General features: G+C 68.0%; 12 protein-coding genes. All 12 read left to right on the forward strand.

What is annotated here, in order from left to right; translation table 11 throughout:
• Nucleotides 1-7: 7 nt before the first annotated feature.
• Nucleotides 8-967 (forward strand): AAA family ATPase, encoded by a 960-nt coding sequence (locus tag LXM55_RS04520; protein WP_003218556.1) that lies wholly within the window; start codon nucleotides 8-10, stop codon nucleotides 965-967.
• A gap of 5 nt (nucleotides 968-972) precedes the next feature.
• The gene (locus LXM55_RS04525; RefSeq protein WP_233318977.1) at nucleotides 973-1,914 is read left to right on the forward strand and encodes a DUF58 domain-containing protein; all 942 of its coding nucleotides are present in this window, start codon (nucleotides 973-975) and stop codon (nucleotides 1,912-1,914) included.
• Nucleotides 1,911-2,405 (forward strand): DUF4381 domain-containing protein, encoded by a 495-nt coding sequence (locus LXM55_RS04530; RefSeq protein ID WP_233318979.1) that lies wholly within the window; start codon nucleotides 1,911-1,913, stop codon nucleotides 2,403-2,405. The genes LXM55_RS04525 and LXM55_RS04530 overlap by 4 nt, the downstream gene beginning before the upstream one ends.
• Nucleotides 2,398-3,474 (forward strand): vWA domain-containing protein, encoded by a 1,077-nt coding sequence (locus LXM55_RS04535; protein WP_233318982.1) that lies wholly within the window; start codon nucleotides 2,398-2,400, stop codon nucleotides 3,472-3,474. Before LXM55_RS04530 ends, LXM55_RS04535 begins: the two co-directional genes overlap by 8 nt.
• The gene (locus LXM55_RS04540) at nucleotides 3,471-5,219 is read left to right on the forward strand and encodes a vWA domain-containing protein (RefSeq protein WP_233318984.1); all 1,749 of its coding nucleotides are present in this window, start codon (nucleotides 3,471-3,473) and stop codon (nucleotides 5,217-5,219) included. Before LXM55_RS04535 ends, LXM55_RS04540 begins: the two co-directional genes overlap by 4 nt.
• Entirely contained in the window at nucleotides 5,216-6,850 is a 1,635-nt protein-coding gene (locus LXM55_RS04545) for a BatD family protein (protein WP_233318986.1), read from the forward strand. Before LXM55_RS04540 ends, LXM55_RS04545 begins: the two co-directional genes overlap by 4 nt.
• A gap of 218 nt (nucleotides 6,851-7,068) precedes the next feature.
• On the forward strand, nucleotides 7,069-8,814 hold the full coding sequence (gene capB / locus LXM55_RS04550) for a caprolactamase subunit beta (protein WP_267924100.1): 1,746 nt from the start codon (nucleotides 7,069-7,071) through the stop codon (nucleotides 8,812-8,814).
• A 25-nt stretch (nucleotides 8,815-8,839) separates the two neighbouring features.
• The gene (gene capA / locus LXM55_RS04555; RefSeq protein WP_233318988.1) at nucleotides 8,840-10,930 is read left to right on the forward strand and encodes a caprolactamase subunit alpha; all 2,091 of its coding nucleotides are present in this window, start codon (nucleotides 8,840-8,842) and stop codon (nucleotides 10,928-10,930) included.
• A gap of 91 nt (nucleotides 10,931-11,021) precedes the next feature.
• Nucleotides 11,022-11,993 carry an AraC family transcriptional regulator gene (locus tag LXM55_RS04560; RefSeq protein ID WP_233318990.1) on the forward strand — a complete coding sequence of 324 codons (972 nt, stop codon included), beginning with the start codon at nucleotides 11,022-11,024 and terminating at the stop codon, nucleotides 11,991-11,993.
• Nucleotides 11,994-12,130: 137 nt separating this feature from the next.
• Nucleotides 12,131-13,375 carry an exonuclease SbcCD subunit D C-terminal domain-containing protein gene (locus tag LXM55_RS04565; protein ID WP_233318992.1) on the forward strand — a complete coding sequence of 415 codons (1,245 nt, stop codon included), beginning with the start codon at nucleotides 12,131-12,133 and terminating at the stop codon, nucleotides 13,373-13,375.
• Entirely contained in the window at nucleotides 13,372-17,016 is a 3,645-nt protein-coding gene (locus LXM55_RS04570; protein WP_233318993.1) for an AAA family ATPase, read from the forward strand. The genes LXM55_RS04565 and LXM55_RS04570 overlap by 4 nt, the downstream gene beginning before the upstream one ends.
• Entirely contained in the window at nucleotides 17,013-17,639 is a 627-nt protein-coding gene (locus LXM55_RS04575; RefSeq protein ID WP_233318995.1) for a glutathione S-transferase, read from the forward strand. Before LXM55_RS04570 ends, LXM55_RS04575 begins: the two co-directional genes overlap by 4 nt.
• Nucleotides 17,640-17,772 lie beyond the last annotated feature (133 nt).

Consider the following 17,772-nt stretch of genomic DNA (forward strand, 5'->3'; position numbering starts at 1 on the left):
GTCACCGATGGAACATCGTGAAGCGCTTTTGGCGCTGCGAACCTTTCTTTCAACGCAGATTCTCGGCCAGGAAAAACTCATCGAGCGCTTGCTCATCGCCCTGCTCGCCGACGGCCACATGCTGGTCGAGGGCGCTCCGGGGCTGGCCAAGACCAAGGCCATCAAAGAGTTGGCCGAAGGCATTGAAGCGCAATTCCATCGGATTCAGTTCACCCCCGACCTACTGCCCGCCGACATCACCGGCACCGAGATCTATCGCCCGGAAACCGGCAGTTTCGTGTTCCAGCAAGGGCCGATCTTCCACAACCTGGTGCTGGCCGACGAAATCAACCGCGCCCCGGCCAAGGTCCAGTCGGCGCTGCTGGAGGCCATGGCCGAGCGTCAGGTCAGCGTCGGGCGCAGCACCTATGAACTGTCGCCGCTGTTCCTGGTGATGGCGACCCAGAACCCCATCGAGCAGGAAGGCACCTACCCGCTGCCCGAAGCCCAGCTCGACCGTTTCCTGATGCACGTCAAGATCGGTTTCCCGGATGCCGCGGTCGAGCGGCGGATCCTCCAGCAAGCCCGCGGCGAAGCGCTGAACGGCGAAACCAAGCCCGAGCGCCGGGTCAGCCAGCAGGCGATCTTCGCCGCGCGCAAGGAAATCCTCGGCCTGTACATGGCCGACGCGGTGGAGGAATACCTGGTGCAACTGGTGATGGCCACCCGCACCCCGGCCAAGTTCGACCCGGAAATGGCCGAGTGGATCGCCTACGGCGCCAGCCCTCGCGGCTCGATTGCCCTGGACCGCTGCGCCCGGGCCCACGCCTGGCTCGCCGGCCGCGACTTCGTCAGCCCGGAAGACATCCAGGCGGTGCTGTTCGACGTGCTGCGCCACCGCATCATTCTGTCCTTCGAGGCTGAAGCGGCAGGCATCGACCAGGACCGTGTGGTACAGCGCATCCTCGACGTCGTTGCCGTCGCCTGACCCTCATGACCCAGCCCGTTGCCGAACCCGGCATTCGCATCACCCTCGGCGAGCTGATCGAGATGCGCCATCGCGTGCGCGAGGTGCAGCTGTTCTCCACTCCCAGCCAGCGCAGCCCGCTGATCGGCCTGCACCACTCCAAGCTGCGCGGGCGCGGCGTGGACTTCGATCAGGTGCGGGTCTACCAGGCCGGCGACGACGTGCGCACCATCGACTGGCGGGTCACCGCGCGCACCCAGGAACCGCACACCAAGCTGTTCCACGAGGAGCGCGAGCGGCCGATCTTCATCATGGTAGAGCAAAGCCGCCAGCTGTTCTTCGGCTCCGGGCTGATGTTCAAGTCGGTGCTCGCCGCCCAGGCCGCAAGCCTGATCGGCTGGGCCGCCCTGGGCCATAACGACCGGGTCGGCGGGCTGGTCTACGGCGACGACGAGCACTACGAGATCAAGCCGCGGCGCAGCAAGCAGAGCCTGTTGCAACTGCTCAACCGCCTGGTGCGGGTCAACCAGTCGCTGCACAGCGACGCCCAACCCCAGCGCGATGCCCTGGGCACCGCGCTGCTGCGCGGGCGCGAGGTGCTGCGCCCTGGCAGCCTGGTGATCGTGATTTGCGACGAGCGCGCCCTGAGCGACGCCGCCGAACAGCAACTGAGCCTGCTCTCCAAGCACTGCGACCTGCTGCTGATGCCGCTGTCCGACCCCCTCGACCACGCCCTGCCCGCCGCCGGCCTGCTGCGTTTTGCCGAGCGCGGCGCACAGCTGGAACTGGACACCCTGAACTACGAACTGCGCCAGGCGTACCGGACCATGAGCGAAGCACGCATCGCCCGCTGGGAGCGCCTGGCGCAAAAGCTGCGGGTGCTGCTGATGCCCCTGAGCACCCAGAGCGAGATGGTCGAGCAACTGCGCGAGTACCTCAACCCGCAGCGCCCCGGAGCCGGCCGATGAGCAGCTTGGAACAACTGCAACCGCTGCTACCGCCCCCCGCGGTCAGCCTGTGGCCGCCGGCCCCGGGCTGGTGGCTGCTGGCCGTGCTGCTGCCGCTGTTGGGGTTCGCCCTCTGGCACTGGCGCCACCTGTGGCCACGCAAGGCGGTACAGGCACGCGGCGAACAACCCCTGGACCCGGTGCGCCTGGCCGCCCTGGCGGAACTGGCGCTGCTGCCCAAGCCCTATGACGGCGCCCCGGCCGGCGCCTGGCTGCAGGCCCTGAATGCCTTGCTCAAGCGCCTGTGCCGCAACCACTACCCCTACAGCCAGAGCCACACCCTGAACGGTCGCAAATGGCTGGCGTTCCTCGATAACCGTTGCCCGGCCGCCGGGCTGACGCGCTGGATGGTGCTGGTGGAAGGCGCCTACAAGCCCGAGTGCAAGCTCGACGACAAAGCCATCGCCGGCCTGACCCAGGCGGTGGACACCTGGATTCGCAAGCATGTTTGAGTTCGCCTGGCCGTGGATCTTCGCCCTGCTGCCGCTGCCCTGGCTGCTGCGCCTGGTGCTGCCGGCGGCCGACAGCGGCGAGCCGGCGCTGAACGTGAGTTTTCTCAACGACCTGGAAAACCTGTCCAAGCGCCGCGCCCGCGCGCACCTGCCGGCCTGGCGCCAGCAAGTGCGCTTCATCCTGCTCTGGGTCCTGCTGCTGTTGGCCGCAGCGCGCCCGCAATGGCTGGGGGAACCGCTGCCGGTGGCCGCCAGTGGCCGCGATCTGCTGGTGGCGGTGGACGTGTCCGGCTCGATGGATTTCCCCGACATGCAGTGGCAGGACGAAGACGTCAGCCGCCTGAGCCTGGTCAAGCACCTGCTGGGGGACTTTCTCGAACACCGCGAGGGCGACCGGGTCGGCCTGATCCTGTTCGGCAGCAAAGCCTATCTACAGGCGCCCCTGACCTTCGACCGGCGCACCGTGCGCATCTGGCTGGATGAAGCGAAGATCGGCATCGCCGGCAAGAACACCGCCATCGGCGACGCCATCGGCCTGGCCCTGAAGCGCCTGCGCCAGCGTCCGGCGCAGAGCCGGGTGCTGATCCTGGTCACCGACGGCGCCAACAACGGCGGCGAAATCGCGCCCATTACCGCCGCCCGGCTGGCCGCCGAGGAAGGGGTGAAGATCTACCCCATCGGCATCGGCGCCGACCCGGAACAGAGCGCCACCCTGGGCGTACTGGGCATCAACCCGAGCCTGGACCTGGACGAACCGGCGCTCAAGGAACTGGCCCAGGTCACCGGCGGCCGCTATTTCCGCGCCCGTGACGGCCAGGAGTTGCAGGCGATCAAGGAAACCCTCGACCAGCTGGAACCGGTGGCCCAGCAGCCGACCCAGGCGCGCCCGGCCCAGGCCCTGTACCACTGGCCGCTGGCCACGGCGCTGCTGCTCAGCGTGCTGCTGGTGCTGCGCGAGCGCTGGCCGCACAACCCGCTGCAGCGCTTCTTCACCGAATCGAACTTCCTGCTGCCCGCCCATGACTGGCGCCAGCGGCTCAAGCGCCTGCGCTTGCGGAGGCGTCGATGATCAGCCTCTGGCCCCATTGGTTCCGCCCCGAGTGGTTGCTGGTATTGCCACTGCTGGCGCTGCTGCTGTGGAAACTCTGGCACCGGCAGAAACGCGCCGGGCGCTGGCAGATGATCCTGCCCCCGGCCTTTCACGCCGCCCTGCTCAGCGGCGGCAACGGCCGCGAAAGCAAGCTGCCGTGGGTGGCTCTGGGGCTGGCCTGGCTGCTGGCGGTGCTGGCCCTGCTCGGCCCCAGCTGGCAGCGCGTGGAGCAGACCAGCCAGAAGCCCGCCGACCCGCTGGTGGTGCTGCTGGAACTGACCCCGCAAATGCTCGCCGACGATGTGCCGCCCAACCGCCTGGAACAGGCCCGGCACAAGTTGCTGGACCTGTTGCAACTGCGCAGCGACGCACAGACCGCGATCGTGGTCTACGCCGGCAGCGCCCACACCCTGGTGCCGCTGTCCGACGACCTGGCCACCAGCCGCAACCTGCTGGACGCGCTCAAGCCGTCGATCATGCCCCAGGCCGGCCAGCGCGCCGACCTGGCCCTGCTCAAGGCCCTCAAGCTGCTGGACCAGGGCGCGCTGGGCCAGGGCCGGGTGCTGCTGATGGCCGCGTCCCTCAGCGAGCAGGAACGCCAGGGCATCCGCCAAGCGCTCAAGGGCGACGCACCGCAGTTGCTGATGCTCGGCTTTGGCAGCCGCGACGGCGCCCCGGTGGCCCTGGAAGACGGCAGCTACCTCAAGGACGACCAGGGCGCGATCCTGGTGTCGCACCTGGACAGCCCGGGCCTCAAGCAATTCATCGGTGAAATGGGCGGCCGCTACCGCCAGGCGCGCCTCGACGACAGCGACCTCAAGGGCCTGGGCCTGCTCGGTGGCCCCCAGGGCGTGCGCAACGACGGCCAGACCCTGCGCCTGGATACCTGGGCCGACCAGGGCTACTGGCTGCTGCTGCCACTGTTGCTGCTGGCCGCCTGCGCCGGGCGCCGCGGCTGGCTGTTCTGCCTGCCGCTGCTGCTGTTCGCCGTGCCACAACCAAGCTACGCCCTGGACTTCAACGACCTGTGGCTGCGCCCCGACCAGCAAGGCCAGCGGCTGCTGGAGCAACAGCGCCCGGCCGAAGCCGCGCGGCATTTCCAGGACCCGCAATGGCAAGGCGTGGCCTTGTACGAGGCCGGCAACTACAATGCCGCCGCCGAGCGCTTTGCCGAGGGCAACGATGCCCGTGCCCACTACAATCGCGGCAATGCCCTGGCCCGCAGCGGCGAGCTGGAAGCCGCCATCGACGCCTACGAACAGGCTCTGGAACGCCAGCCGGACCTGCAACCGGCGCTGCAGAACAAGGCCCTGGTGGAAAGCCTGCTGCAACAGCAACAGGCCCAGGCCGAGGAACCGCCACCGGCGAAGAAACCGGACAACCCCGAAGGCGACGACGACACTCGCCCGGGGCCCAACGGCGCCGCCACCCAGCCACCGCCCGGCAGCGACACCGCGCAGGAACCGGGCCAGACGCCCCCCAGCGACGGCCAGACGCCGCCGTCGGACCCACAGGCCGCCGGCCACAGCGACGTGCCCGGCAGCGAACTGGATGACCAGCACACCACCACCCCGCTGCGCCCGGTGGAGGACAGCCTGGACGCTGAACACCAGCAAGCGCTGGAACAATGGCTGCGCAAGATCCCCGACGACCCGGGTGAACTGCTCAGGCGTAAATTCTGGTACGAACAGCAACAACATCAGGATCAGGGAAAAACTCGATGACCCGCTGCACCACCCTACTGCTTGCCCTCGCGCTCTGCACTGGCCAGTCCCAGGCTGCCGGCCTGCTCGCCAGCCTGGACCGCAGCCAGGTGAATTCCGGGGAAACCGTCGAGCTGACCCTGGAATCCACCGACGTCACCCAGTTCGGCAAGCCTGACCTGGCGCCCCTGGAAGCGCAGTTCGAAGTGCGCGGCACGCGCCAGGTCAACCAGCTCAACGGCCTGGGGGACAACCGTGCCAACACCCGCTGGATCGTCACCCTGCTGCCGCGCCACACCGGCACCCTGGAAATTGCCCCGCTGCAACTGGGCAACCTGCAGAGCCAGGCCCTGAGCCTGCAAGTCAACGCCAGCGCGGCGCAGGACCAACACACGCGCCTGGAGCCGGTGTTCATCGAAGCCGAGCTCGACCAGCCCAGCGTCTATGTCCAGGCCCAGGCCCTGCTGACCCTGCACATCTACCATTCGGTGCCGCTGTTCGACGACAGCAGCCTGAGCCCGCTGCAGCTCAACGATGCCCGGGTGGAGCAGCTGGGCGAGCCGCGCACCTACGAAAAACTCATCAACGGCGTGCGCCACGGGGTGATCGAGATGCGCTACGCGCTCTATCCCCAGCGCAGCGGTCCGTTGCCGATTCCGTCGCTGACCTTCAGCGCCACGCTGGCCAACCCCGACCAGGGCCAGGAAACCACCGCCCAGGCGCCCCGCGCCGGCAAGCAGATCCACGTCAGCTCCAGCGAGCTGAGCCTGCAGGTCAAGGCCAAGCCTGCCGCCTACCCGGCCGACGCGCCCTGGCTGCCGGCCCGCAGCCTGAGCCTGAGTGAAAGCTGGAGCCCGGAGCCCGATCACCCGCAGGTCGGCGACTCGCTGACCCGCAGCCTGAGCCTGCGCGCCGAAGGCCTCTCCAGCACCCAACTGCCACCGCTGCCACTGCCCGAGGTCAACGGCCTGCGCAGCTACCCGGACCAGCCGCAGCTGAGCAACCAGCACGTCGAACAGGGCCTGCTGGGCATTCGCGAAGAACGCCAGGCGCTGGTCCCCAGCCGCCCCGGCAACATCGAGCTGCCGGCGCTGCAAGTGACCTGGTGGAACACCGGCGCAGACCGCCTGGAAAGCAGCAGCCTGCCGGCGCGCACCCTGCAAGTGGCGAACAACCCGAGCCTGGTGGTGGACACCCCGGCAGGCAACGCACCGATCAGCGTCGACAGCGGCAACCTGTGGCTGTGGCAACTGAGCACCCTGCTGCTGGCCTGCACCACCCTGCTGGGCTTCGGCCTGTGGTGGCGCGCCCGCTGGCAACCGGCGGTGCTGCGCGCGACCCAGACCGGGCCCAGCCCGCGCTCGCTGCTGGACGACCTCAAGCGTGCCTGCCAGGCCAACGACCCGCAGGCCACCCGCCAGGCCCTGGACGCCTGGGCCCGGCAACAGCCGGAAACCCTGGCCGAAATGGCCGCGCGCTTCATACCGCTGTCCGACGCCCTGGACGGCCTCAACGGCGCCCTCTACAGCGAGACCGGCCAGTACTGGCAGGGCGAAGAGTTGTGGCGCGCGATCCGCGCCATCCCGATCGACGAACGGGTCCAGGCCCCGCTGGCGGACACCACCAGCCTGCCGCCGCTCTACCCCAAATAGGGGCAGCTGCAAGCTGCAAGCTGCAAGCTGCAAGCTGCAAGGGATCATGCGCCGACAGTCTTGCCGCTTGCCACTGGCCGCTGCTCTCCAGTTCCCTTATGCACAAAAAACGGTGCTCCCAACGACAAGCCAGGCGTGCCTGCCTGCGCGTAGCTTAAGGCCGTGGGCGCAACCGCTGTTGCGCCCCACCCCGAGAACAACAAGAACTCAGGTGAGCCATGAGCACAGTAGATCCGATCACCCTCGCCGTGGTGCGAGGGGCGCTGGAAACCGCCCAGCGTGAAATGACCCTGACCCTGGAGAAAACCGGCCGCTCCAGCGTCTTCAACCTGGCCCACGACTATTCCAATGCGTTGTTCGACCACCTCCCGGAAATGGTCCTCCAGGGCCAGGACATCCCGATCCACCTCGGTTCGCTGATTCCGGCGATGAAATGCGTGGCCGGGTTCTTCGGCGACGACATCCACGAAGGCGACGTGATCTACCACAACGACCCGGCCTACCAGGGCAGCCATATCCTCGATTGCTGCATGTACAAGCCGGTGTTCTATCAGGGCGAGCTGGTGTTCTGGGCGGTGTGCAAGGGCCACCTCACCGACATCGGCGGCCCGGTGCCCGCCGGCTACAACCCGGACGCCAAGGAGATCTACGCCGAGGGCCTGCGGATTCCGCCGGTCAAGCTCTGGTCCCAGGGCCAGCGCCGGGAAGACGTGATCAACCTGCTGCTGACCAACATGCGCGCCCGGGCCTACCAGGAAGGCGACCTGAATGCACAATACGGCGCCTGCAGCGTGGGCGAGCGGCACCTGCTGGAGCTGCTGGAACGCTACGGCGTGGAACAGGTTCGGGCCTGCATCAGCGAACTCAAGGACATGGCCGACCGGCACATGCGCGCGCTGCTGCGCGAAGTACCGGACGGCCTCTACCACGGCAGCGCGGTGCTGGAAGATTCGGGCCACGGCCTGGGCCAGCTGACCATCAGCGCCCAGGTGCGCATCACCGGCGACCAGGCCCATGTGCGCATCGACAGCCCGCCCCAGGTGCCCTACTTCATCAACTCCTACGCCGGCAACTCGGTGTCCGGGGTGTACCTGGGGCTGATGATGTTCGCCCAGGTGCCACCGCCCTATAACGAGGGCCTGTACCGCTGCATCAGCGTCGATCTGGGCGAGCCCGGCACCCTGTGCAACGCCCGCGAGCCCGCGCCCCACGTCAACAGCACCACCACGCCCATGGAAACCCTCGCCGACGCGGTGCGCCAGGCCCTGGAACAAGCGGCGCCGGAGCGGGTCACCGCATCCTGGGGGCACGCCAGCGGGATCAACATCGCCGGCCACGACCCGCGCCACGACAACGCCGAGTACGTGACCATGGTCCTGGCCTCGATCATCTCCGGGGCCGGGGCCAACCAGGCCATGGACGGCTGGCCGGCCTGCGGCCCGCTGTGCTGCTTCGGCGCGCTGATGTCCGGCGATATCGAGCTGCTGGAGTACGCCTACCCGATCCTCATCCACCGCTACAGCCTGATCACCGACAGCGGCGGCGCCGGGCAGTTTCGCGGGGGCTCGGGCACCTGCATCGAGATCGAACCCCTGCAGCACCCGATGACCGTGGTGGGCTTCGGCGAAGGCCGGCAACTGCCCACCGCCGGTGCCGCGGGCGCGCGCAACGGCCTGCTGGCGCCCAAGCTCGGGCGCCTGACCCATCGCCGCGCCGACGGCCAGGAACAGAGCTACCAGCACAATGCGCAGCTGACCGCGCAACCGGGCGAACGGGTGATCAACCTCAACCCCGGCGGCGGTGGCTATGGCGATCCGTTCCTGCGGCCCCTGGAGCGCGTGGCCGAAGACCTGCGCAATGGCCTGATTTCCCTGGAAGGCGCACGCCTGGACTACGGCGTGGTGTTCGACGCCGAGCAGCGCCTGGACCACGACGCCACCCGCGCCCTGCGCACCCGCCCCTGAACCCGAGCCCACGGAGCATCCCCGCATGAGCAAGCAACACTATCGCCTGGGCATCGACGCCGGCGGCACCTTCACCGATTTCATCCTCGCCGACTCGCTCGGCAACGTGCAGCTGTTCAAGGCCCCCTCGACCCCGCACGACGGCACCCTGGCCATCCGCAACGGCCTGGCGCAAATGGCCGACGCCACAGGCCGCAGCCCGGCGCAGATCATTGCTGACTGCGACCTGTGCATCAACGGCACCACCGTGGCCCTCAACGCGCTGATCGAGAAGACCGGGGTCAAGGTCGGCCTGCTGTGCACCGACGGCCACGAAGACAGCCTGGAGATCCGCCTGGGGCACAAGGAAGACGGCCACCGCTACGACGCCAGCTATCCCCAGGCACACATGCTGGTGCCGCGCCACCTGCGCCGGCCGATCGGCGGGCGCATGCGCAGCGACGGCCAGGAGCACGCGCCCCTGGATGAAGCGGCGATCCTGCGGGCCATCGAGTATTTCCGCGAGCAGGAAGTCGAGGCGGTAGCCATCTCCTTTGTCTGGTCGGTGCGCAACCCGGCCCACGAGCGGCGCGCGGCGCAGTTGGTACGCGACGCCCTGCCCGGGGTCTTCGTCTGCACCGGTAATGAAGTGTTCCCGCAGATCCGCGAATACACCCGCACCTCCAGCACCGTGGTCAATGCCTACCTGAGCCCGGTGATGCAACGCTATGTGGAACGCATCGACAGCCTGTTCGAGGAACTGGGGGCCCAGCAGCCGACCCGCTACTTCCAGTCCAACGGCGGCCTGGCCCCCGGCGCGATCATGAGCACCCGGGCGGTCAACGCGATCAACTCCGGCCCGGCCTCGGCGCCCCAGGCCGGGCTGTGCGTGGCCCGGCCGTTCGGCATCGACAACGTGATCACCGTGGACATGGGCGGCACCTCCTTCGACATCACCCTGAGCCAGGGCGGACGCACCAACTTCAGCAAGGACAGCGACTTTCTGCGCTACCGCATCGGCGTGCCGATGATCCAGGTGGAAACCCTGGGCGCCGGCGGCGGTTCCATCGCCCACCTGGACCCCTTCGGCATGCTCCAGGTCGGCCCGCGCAGTGCCGGCGCCAACCCGGGGCCGGTGTGCTACGGCAAGGGCGGCAGCGAGCCGACGGTGACCGACGCCAACCTGGTGCTGGGCTACCTGGCGGACGGCGCCGTGCTCGGCGGCAGCATCCGCCTGTCACGCCAAGCGGCGCTGGAGGCCATCGCCAGCCGGATCGCCAAGCCCCTGGGCATCAGCGTCGAGCGCGCGGCGCTGGGGATCATCACCCTGGTCAACCTGAACATGGTCAGCGGCATCCGCCGGGTCTCGGTGGAACGCGGCTACGACCCGCGCCAGTTCGCCCTGATCGGCGCCGGCGGCGCGGCGGGCATGCACGTGATCCGCCTGGCCGAGGAGATCGGCAGCCAGGTGGTGCTGATTCCCAAGGTGGCCTCGGGGCTGTGCGCCTTCGGGCAGATACTCTCGGACATCCGCTACGACCAGCTGACCACCCTGCCCATGCGCCTGGACGACACGCACGTGGACCTGGCGCTGCTCAACCAGACCCTGGCCCGGCTGCGCGAACAGGGCCTGGAAAACCTGCGCCAGGACGGCTTCAGCAACGGCAACCGGGTCGACACCCAGTACCACCTGGAAATCCGCTACCTGGGGCAGATCCACGAATGCAGCGTCGAACTGGCCAGCAACACGCTGGACCCGGCCGGCCTCAGTGCCTTGCGCGAAGCCTTCCACCGCCGGCACAAGGCGCTGTTTTCCTACAGCGAACCACACAGCCCGATCGAGCTGGTGAACCTGGAATGCTCGGTGATCGCCCGGCTGCAGCACCCACCGCTGCCGGAACTGCCGATCCCCGAGCACCCGCTGCCAGCCGCGCCCCGGGAACAGCGTTCGATGCTGTTCGACGAAGCCGGCGGCTGGCAGGCGACGCCGGTCTACCACGGCGAGCAGGTGCAGGCCGGGCAAACCCTCACCGGCCCCTGCGTGATCGAGGAAGCCACCACCAACATCGTGGTGCCACCGGGCTGGCAAGCGACGCTCGCGCCCTCGGCCTGCTACCGGCTGACGCCTGCTGATTGACCCACCCGGGCTTTTGCCCAAAGATCACCGGCACCGTGGCTGACCACCCGGTGCTGTCCTGACTAAAAAACACAAAAAAGCAGGAGTGATGATGGTTCAGCAGCTTTCCACCCGTTACTGGCCCGCGCACCAATGCCAGCCCCGCTGGGCCGAGGCCATTGGCAACGCGTACTTTCCCCTGTCCCTGGAATTCAGCAGCGACGGCCCGTTCCAGGGCAACCTGCGGATCTGGGAAACCCCCAGCAGTGCCCTCGCCCTGTCACGCCTGCGCTCCAGCCGGCTGGGCTATTCGCGGAGCAAGGCGCAGGTCAGCAATGACCCCCAGGCCTGCTACCTGGTGACCATTCCCCGACGCCACGAGGTGCTGTTCGAACAGGACGGCCGCGAACTGCAGTGCCGCCCCGGCAGCTTCATCTTCGAACGGGGCGACGCGCCCTACCGCTTTCGCTACGCCAGCGACAACGACCTGTGGGTGTTCAAGCTGCCAGAACAGGCCCTGCACGGCCAGCTGCGCGGCGCCGAGCGCTACACGCGTTTCTGCTTCGATGCCCGGCGCGGGCTGGGGCGGATCTTCGCCGACCAGTTGGCCATGTGCGCCGCACGCTTCGACGAATGCGCCCCGGCGGCGCGGCATATGTTGCTGGAGCAGGCACTGGCGACCCTGCTGCTGACCCTGCGCCAGGACGAACGGGTGCTCAGCAGCGAAAGCTCCAGCCTGGCCGCCCTGCACCTGCAACGCATCGAAGGCTATGTGGAGCAGCACCTGGGCTCGGCGGAGCTCAACCCCAGGCAGATCGCCAGCGCCTGCGGCATTTCCCTGCGTTACCTGCACAAGCTCTTTGCCGACGGCCCCTGCAGCCTCGGCGAGTGGATTCGCCAGCAGCGCCTGACGGCGGTGCACCGCCAACTGCGCGACGCCCATTGCCGCCTGTCGATCGGCGAACTGGCCGCGCGCTGGGGGTTTGCCGACCAGGCCCAGCTCGCCCGGCACTTTCGCCAGCACTTCGGCTGCACCGCCAGCGCAGTGCGCGCCGGCCAGGGCGCCACCGCGCCACGCCACTGAAATGCCCCGCACCCGCCTACCGGCGCCGGGGCTTTTGCCACGGCGCCGGGCATGAAGACGTATTTGCCAGTAAACTCTCTGCCCTTTCGCCGCGGTCATCTTCTGTGCGGCCAAGCCATTTGCATGCGGAGCCTGCCTTGCGTCTGTTTCACACCTCCGACTGGCACCTGGGCCAGAACCTCCACGGCCAGGAACGCGACTTCGAACACGCCTGCTTCCTGGAGTGGCTGCTGCGCCAGCTCAAGCATGAACAGCCCGATGTGCTGCTGATCGCCGGCGATATCTTCGACACCGTCAACCCGCCGGTCAGCGCCCAGGAGCGGCTCTACGACTTCATCGTCAGCGCCCACGAGCAGCAACCGGGCCTGACCGTCGTGATGATCGCCGGCAACCACGACTCCGGCTCGCGCATCGAACTGCCGGCGCCGCTGATGCGCCGCCTGCGCACCCACGCACTGGGCCGGGTGCTGTGGCTGGACGACGGCCAGCTGGACGCCGAGCGCCTGCTGCTGCCGCTGCCCGATGCCAGCGGGCAGATCGCCGGCTGGTGCCTGGCGCTGCCGTTCCTGCGGCCGGCGGAAGTCACCGGCCGGCAATTGGGCGACGACTACCTCAAGGGCATCGCCCAGGTCCATGAATGGCTGATCGCCGCGGCCAACGCCAAGCGCCAGCCGGGCCAGGCCCTGGTGGCGGTGAGCCACGCGCACATGGCCGGCGGCTCAATTTCGGAAGACTCCGAGCGCAGCCTGATCATCGGCAACGCCGAGGCCCTGCCCGCCAGCCTGTTCGGCCCGGACATCAGCTACGTGGCCCTGGGGCACCTGCACAAGCCGCAGAAGGTCAACGGCGAGGAGCGCATCCGCTACAGCGGCTCGCCGATCCCGCTGTCGTTTTCCGAGATCGGCTATCAACACCAGATCCTCGACGTGCGCCTGGACGGCGAGACCCTGGTCAGCGTCGAACCGCGGCTGATTCCCCGCGCGGTGAACCTGCAACGCCTGGGCCCGGCGCCCCTGGGGGAAATCCTCGGCCAGCTCGGCGAGCTGCCGGACATCGACCTGCTGGCCGAAGAACAGCGCCAGCCCTGGCTGGAAGTGCGGGTGCGCCTCGATGAACCGCAGCCGGACCTGCGCCAGCAAGTGGAAAGCGCCCTGCAAGGCAAGGCCGTGCGCCTGGTGCGGATCGCCGCCGAATACGCCGGCAAGGGCGCAGGCGATGGCGAAGACGCCGCTGCCCAGCTGATCGAACTGGACCAGCTCAACCCCGAAGAACTGTTCCGCCGCGCCTGGCGCGACGCCTACGCCAACGAGGTGGACGACGCCACCCTCAAGGATTTCGCCCTGCTGTTGCAGGACGTTCAGCAAGAAGGTGAACAGCCATGAAAATCCTGGCCATCCGCCTGAAGAACCTGGCCTCCCTGGCCGGCCCGTTCGAGATCGACTTCACCGCCGAACCCCTGGCCAGCGCCGGGCTGTTCGCCATCACCGGCCCCACCGGCGCCGGCAAGAGCACCCTGCTCGACGCCCTGTGCCTGGCGCTGTTCGGCGCGGTGCCGCGGCTGAACAATATCGGCCGCGAAACCAAGGTGCCGGAAGTCGACAGCGAGATCCTCACCAGCGACCCGCGCACCCTGCTGCGCCGCGGCACCGGCAGCGGCTACGCCGAGGTGGACTTCGTCGGCATCGACGGCCGCCGCTACCGCGCCCGCTGGGAAACCAACCGCGCCCGCGACAAGGCCACCGGCAAGCTGCAAGGCAGCCGGCAGAACCTCAGCGACCTGGACAGCGAACAGCTGCTGAGCAACCAGAGCAAGAGCGAATACAAGCAGCTGATCGAAGCCCGCCTGGGGCTCAACTTCGAGCAGTTCACCCGTGCGGTGATGCTGGCCCAGAGCGAATTCAGCGCCTTTCTCAAGGCCGATGACAAGGAACGCAGCGAGCTGCTGGAAAAGCTCACCAACACCGCGGTCTACAGCCAGCTGGGGCGCCGCGCCTACAGCAAGAGCAAGGAAGCCGAAGACGCCCACAAGGAGCTCAAGGCCCAGGCCAGCGGCATCGTGGCGCTGGAACCCGAGGCCCGGGCCGAGCTGGAACAGCAGCTGGGCGATGCGCAGCAACAACTCAAGGAGCAACAGGCCCGGTTCAAGCAGCTGGAAGCCCAGCACAGCTGGCTCAAGGAGCTGCGCCAGTGGCAGGAAGCCCGGCAAAGCGCCGCCGAGCAACTGCAAGCGGCCGAGCAGCAGGCCCTGGCCCTGGCGCCCGAGCGCCTGCGCCTGCAACGCCTGGAACAGCTGGCGCCGCAGCGTCATCAGTTCCTGCGCCAGGCCGAGCTGGGGACCACCGTGCCGCCGTTACGCCAGCAGATCCAGCAGCAGCTGGGACAGCAAGGCCAGCTGCAACAGCAACAGGAGCACCTGCAACAGCAACTGCTGGACGCCGGCCATGCCCTGTCCCAGGCCCAGGAGCAGCACAGCGCCAGCGCACCGCGGCTGCGCGAAGCCTTTGCCGAGCAGGCCAACCTGGAGCGCCTGGGGCAAAGCCTGAGCCAGGCCCAAGAGCAACGGGCGCTCGCCGAACAGGCCAGTACCGAAGGCCAGCACGCTATCCAGCAACTGCTGGAACAGCAGCGCCTAGTCGCTGAACGCCTGGAGCGGATCGCCGGGCAACTGGCCCACAGCGTCGCCCTCGGCCCCTTGAGCGAGGCCTGGAACGCCTACCGCGAACGCCTGCAACAACTGATGCTGATCGGCAACCGCCTGCACCAGGGGCAGGCCGAACTGCCGGCCCTGGAACAGCGCGCCGCCAGCGCCGCCGCCCAACTGAGCGAGCAGCGCGCGCAGCTCGAATTGCTCTACAGCGAAGCCGGGGCCGAGCCCCAGGCGGTGGCCGAGCAGATCCAGTTGCTCGGCACCCTGCTCCAGGACAACCGCAAGCAGCAGCGCGCCGTCGAGGAGCTGGCGCGGCTCTGGGCCCAGCAGCGCGAGCTGGACCAGCGCGGCCAGACCCTGCAGGACAAACAGCAGGCCGTGGCCAGCCAGCGCGATGAACTGAACAAGGCCGGCCTGCAAGCCAAGGCCGAGCTGCTGGTGGCCGAGCAGACCCTGAGCGTCACCCAGGCCCTGCTGGAGCGTCAGCGGCTGGCCCGCAGCGCCAGCGTCGAAGAGCTGCGCGGGCAATTGCAGACGGATCAGCCGTGCCCGGTGTGCGGCAGCGTCGAGCACCCTTACCACCAGCCCGAAGCCCTGCTGCAAAGCCTCGGGCGCCACGATGAAAGCGAGGAAGCCGGTGCCCGCAAGGCGGTGGACAGCCTCAAGGAACAGCTCAACGAACTGCGAGCCCAGGTCCAGGGGCTGATTGCCCAGCAGAAGGAATTCCTCCAGCAGCAGGAGCAACTGGCGACCCAGCAACAGGCCCTGGCCCCAAGCCTGCAAGCCCACCCGCTGAGCGCCAGCCTGCTCGACCAGACGCCGGTCAAGCGCGACGCCTGGCTGCAACAGCAGCTGGAGCAACTGCAGCAAAGCATCACCCAGGATGAACATCGCCAGGGCGCCCTGCTGACCCTGCAAAAGGACGCCGCGCGCCTGCAAAACCAGCTGCAAGCGACCATCGACGCCAGCCAGCAGGCGGCCCAGCACCTGGACAAGCAACAACAGCAACTGGGCGCCGACCGCCAGCGCCTGGACGAAGAACTGGCCAGCTTCAGCAATCTGCTGCCGGGCGAGGTGCTCGACGGCCTGCGTCGCGACCCGGCCAGCACCTTCATGCAGCTCGACCAGCAAGTGCTGCAACGCATCGAGCAACTGCGCGAGCAGCAAGAAGAAGCCGAGGAACAGCAACAGCGCCAGCTGGCCCTGGAAAAGCAACAGGACCGCCAACTGACCCGCCAGCAGCAACTGGCCGACGCCCAGCAGCAGTTCGCAACCCAGCACCAGCAGCAACAGGCCTGCCAGCACACACTGGCCGACCTGCTGGGCCAGCAGCCCAGCGCCGAGCAGTGGCAACAGCACCTGGAGCAGGCCGTGGAACAGGCGCGCAGCGCCCAGGCCCTGGCCCAGCAACAGCAGCAGGCACTGCACCAGCAAGCGATCCAGCTGGGGGCCGAACTCAAGGCCCGGGAAGAACGCCTGCAAGCCCTGGAAAGCGAACAGCAACACCTGGCCGCCAGCATCGAGCAATGGCGCGCCGGGCACCCGGAACTGGACGACGCCGGCCTGCAACAACTGCTGGAACTGGACGAAGAACAGCTCCAGCAGTTACGCCAGCGCCTGCAAGACAACGACAAGGCCATCGAACAGGCCAAGGTCCTGCTGCAAGAGCGTCAGCAGCGCCTGGAACAGCATCAGGCCCAGCACAACGGCGACCTGGAGGCCGAGCAACTGACCCAGGCCCTGGAAGACGTCCAGCAACAGGCCCAGGCCAGCGAACAGCACGTGGCGGACCTGCGCGCCCGACAAAGCGAAGACCAGCGCCGCCAGGCCGCCAACCAGGCGCTGAACCAGCGCCTTGAACAGGCCTACGCCGAGTGGCAGCGCTGGGCCCGGCTCAGCGCCCTGATCGGCTCGGCCGAAGGCGACAAATTCCGCAAGATCGCCCAGGCCTACAACCTCGACCTGCTGGTGCACCACGCCAACGCCCAACTGCGCCAGCTGGTGCGCCGCTACCGCCTCAAGCGCGGTGGCAGCATGCTCGGCCTGCTGGTGCTGGACACCGAGATGGGCGACGAACTGCGCTCGGTGCACTCGCTGTCCGGCGGCGAAACCTTCCTGGTGTCCCTGGCCCTGGCCCTGGGGCTGGCCTCCATGGCCTCCAGCACCCTGAAGATCGAATCGCTGTTCATCGACGAAGGCTTCGGCAGCCTCGACCCCGAGTCGCTGCAACTGGCCATGGACGCCCTCGACGGCCTGCAGGCCCAGGGGCGCAAAGTGGCGGTGATTTCCCACGTACAGGAAATGCACGAACGGATTCCGGTACAGATCAAGGTCAGCCGCCAGGGCAACGGCCTGAGCACCCTGGAGGTGCAATGAGCACGCTGCCCACGCCCGAGGCGACCCTCTACTCCTTCCGCCGCTGCCCCTACGCCATGCGCGCGCGACTGGCCCTGCGCTATGCCGGGGTGGCAGTGCAGATTGTCGAGGTCAGCCTCAAGGCCAAGCCGGCCGAGATGCTCGCGCTGTCGGCCAAGGGCACGGTGCCGGTGCTGGCGTTGAAGGATCGGGTGATCGATGAAAGCCTGGAGATCATGCACTGGGCGCTGGAGCAGCACGACCCCGAGGATTGGCGACTGACCGCAGACCCGGCGGCCCAGGCGCAGATGGCGGCGCTGATTGCCGAGAATGACCAGGTGTTCAAGGTGCACCTCAATCGCTACAAGTACGCCGAGCGCTATCCCGAGGCGCCCATGGAGCACTACCGGGCCCAGGGCGAGGTGTTTCTGGCGCGGCTGGATGGCTTGTTGCAGCAGCGCCGGTATCTGCTGGCCGGGCATCCGAGCCTGGCGGACATGGCGCTGCTGCCGTTTGTTCGGCAGTTTGCGCATGTGGATCGGGAGTGGTTTGCGCAGACGCCCTATGGCGCTTTGCAGGGGTGGTTGCAGGGGGGGCTGGAGTCGGAGTTGTTTGGGGGGATTATGGTTAGGGCTGTGGGGTGAGGGATGAGGGGGTACATATCCGTTGCTGCGGTCACGGCGGCTGGCGGTTTCGCTCTTACAGCGACTCACTTTGGAAAAGCCCCAAAGTAAGCAAAAGGCTCCTGCCCCTCCACTCGGTGCCTCGCCTAGGCTC

This window comes from Pseudomonas sp. Au-Pse12 (assembly GCF_021341665.1).
Classification (GTDB): domain Bacteria; phylum Pseudomonadota; class Gammaproteobacteria; order Pseudomonadales; family Pseudomonadaceae; genus Aquipseudomonas.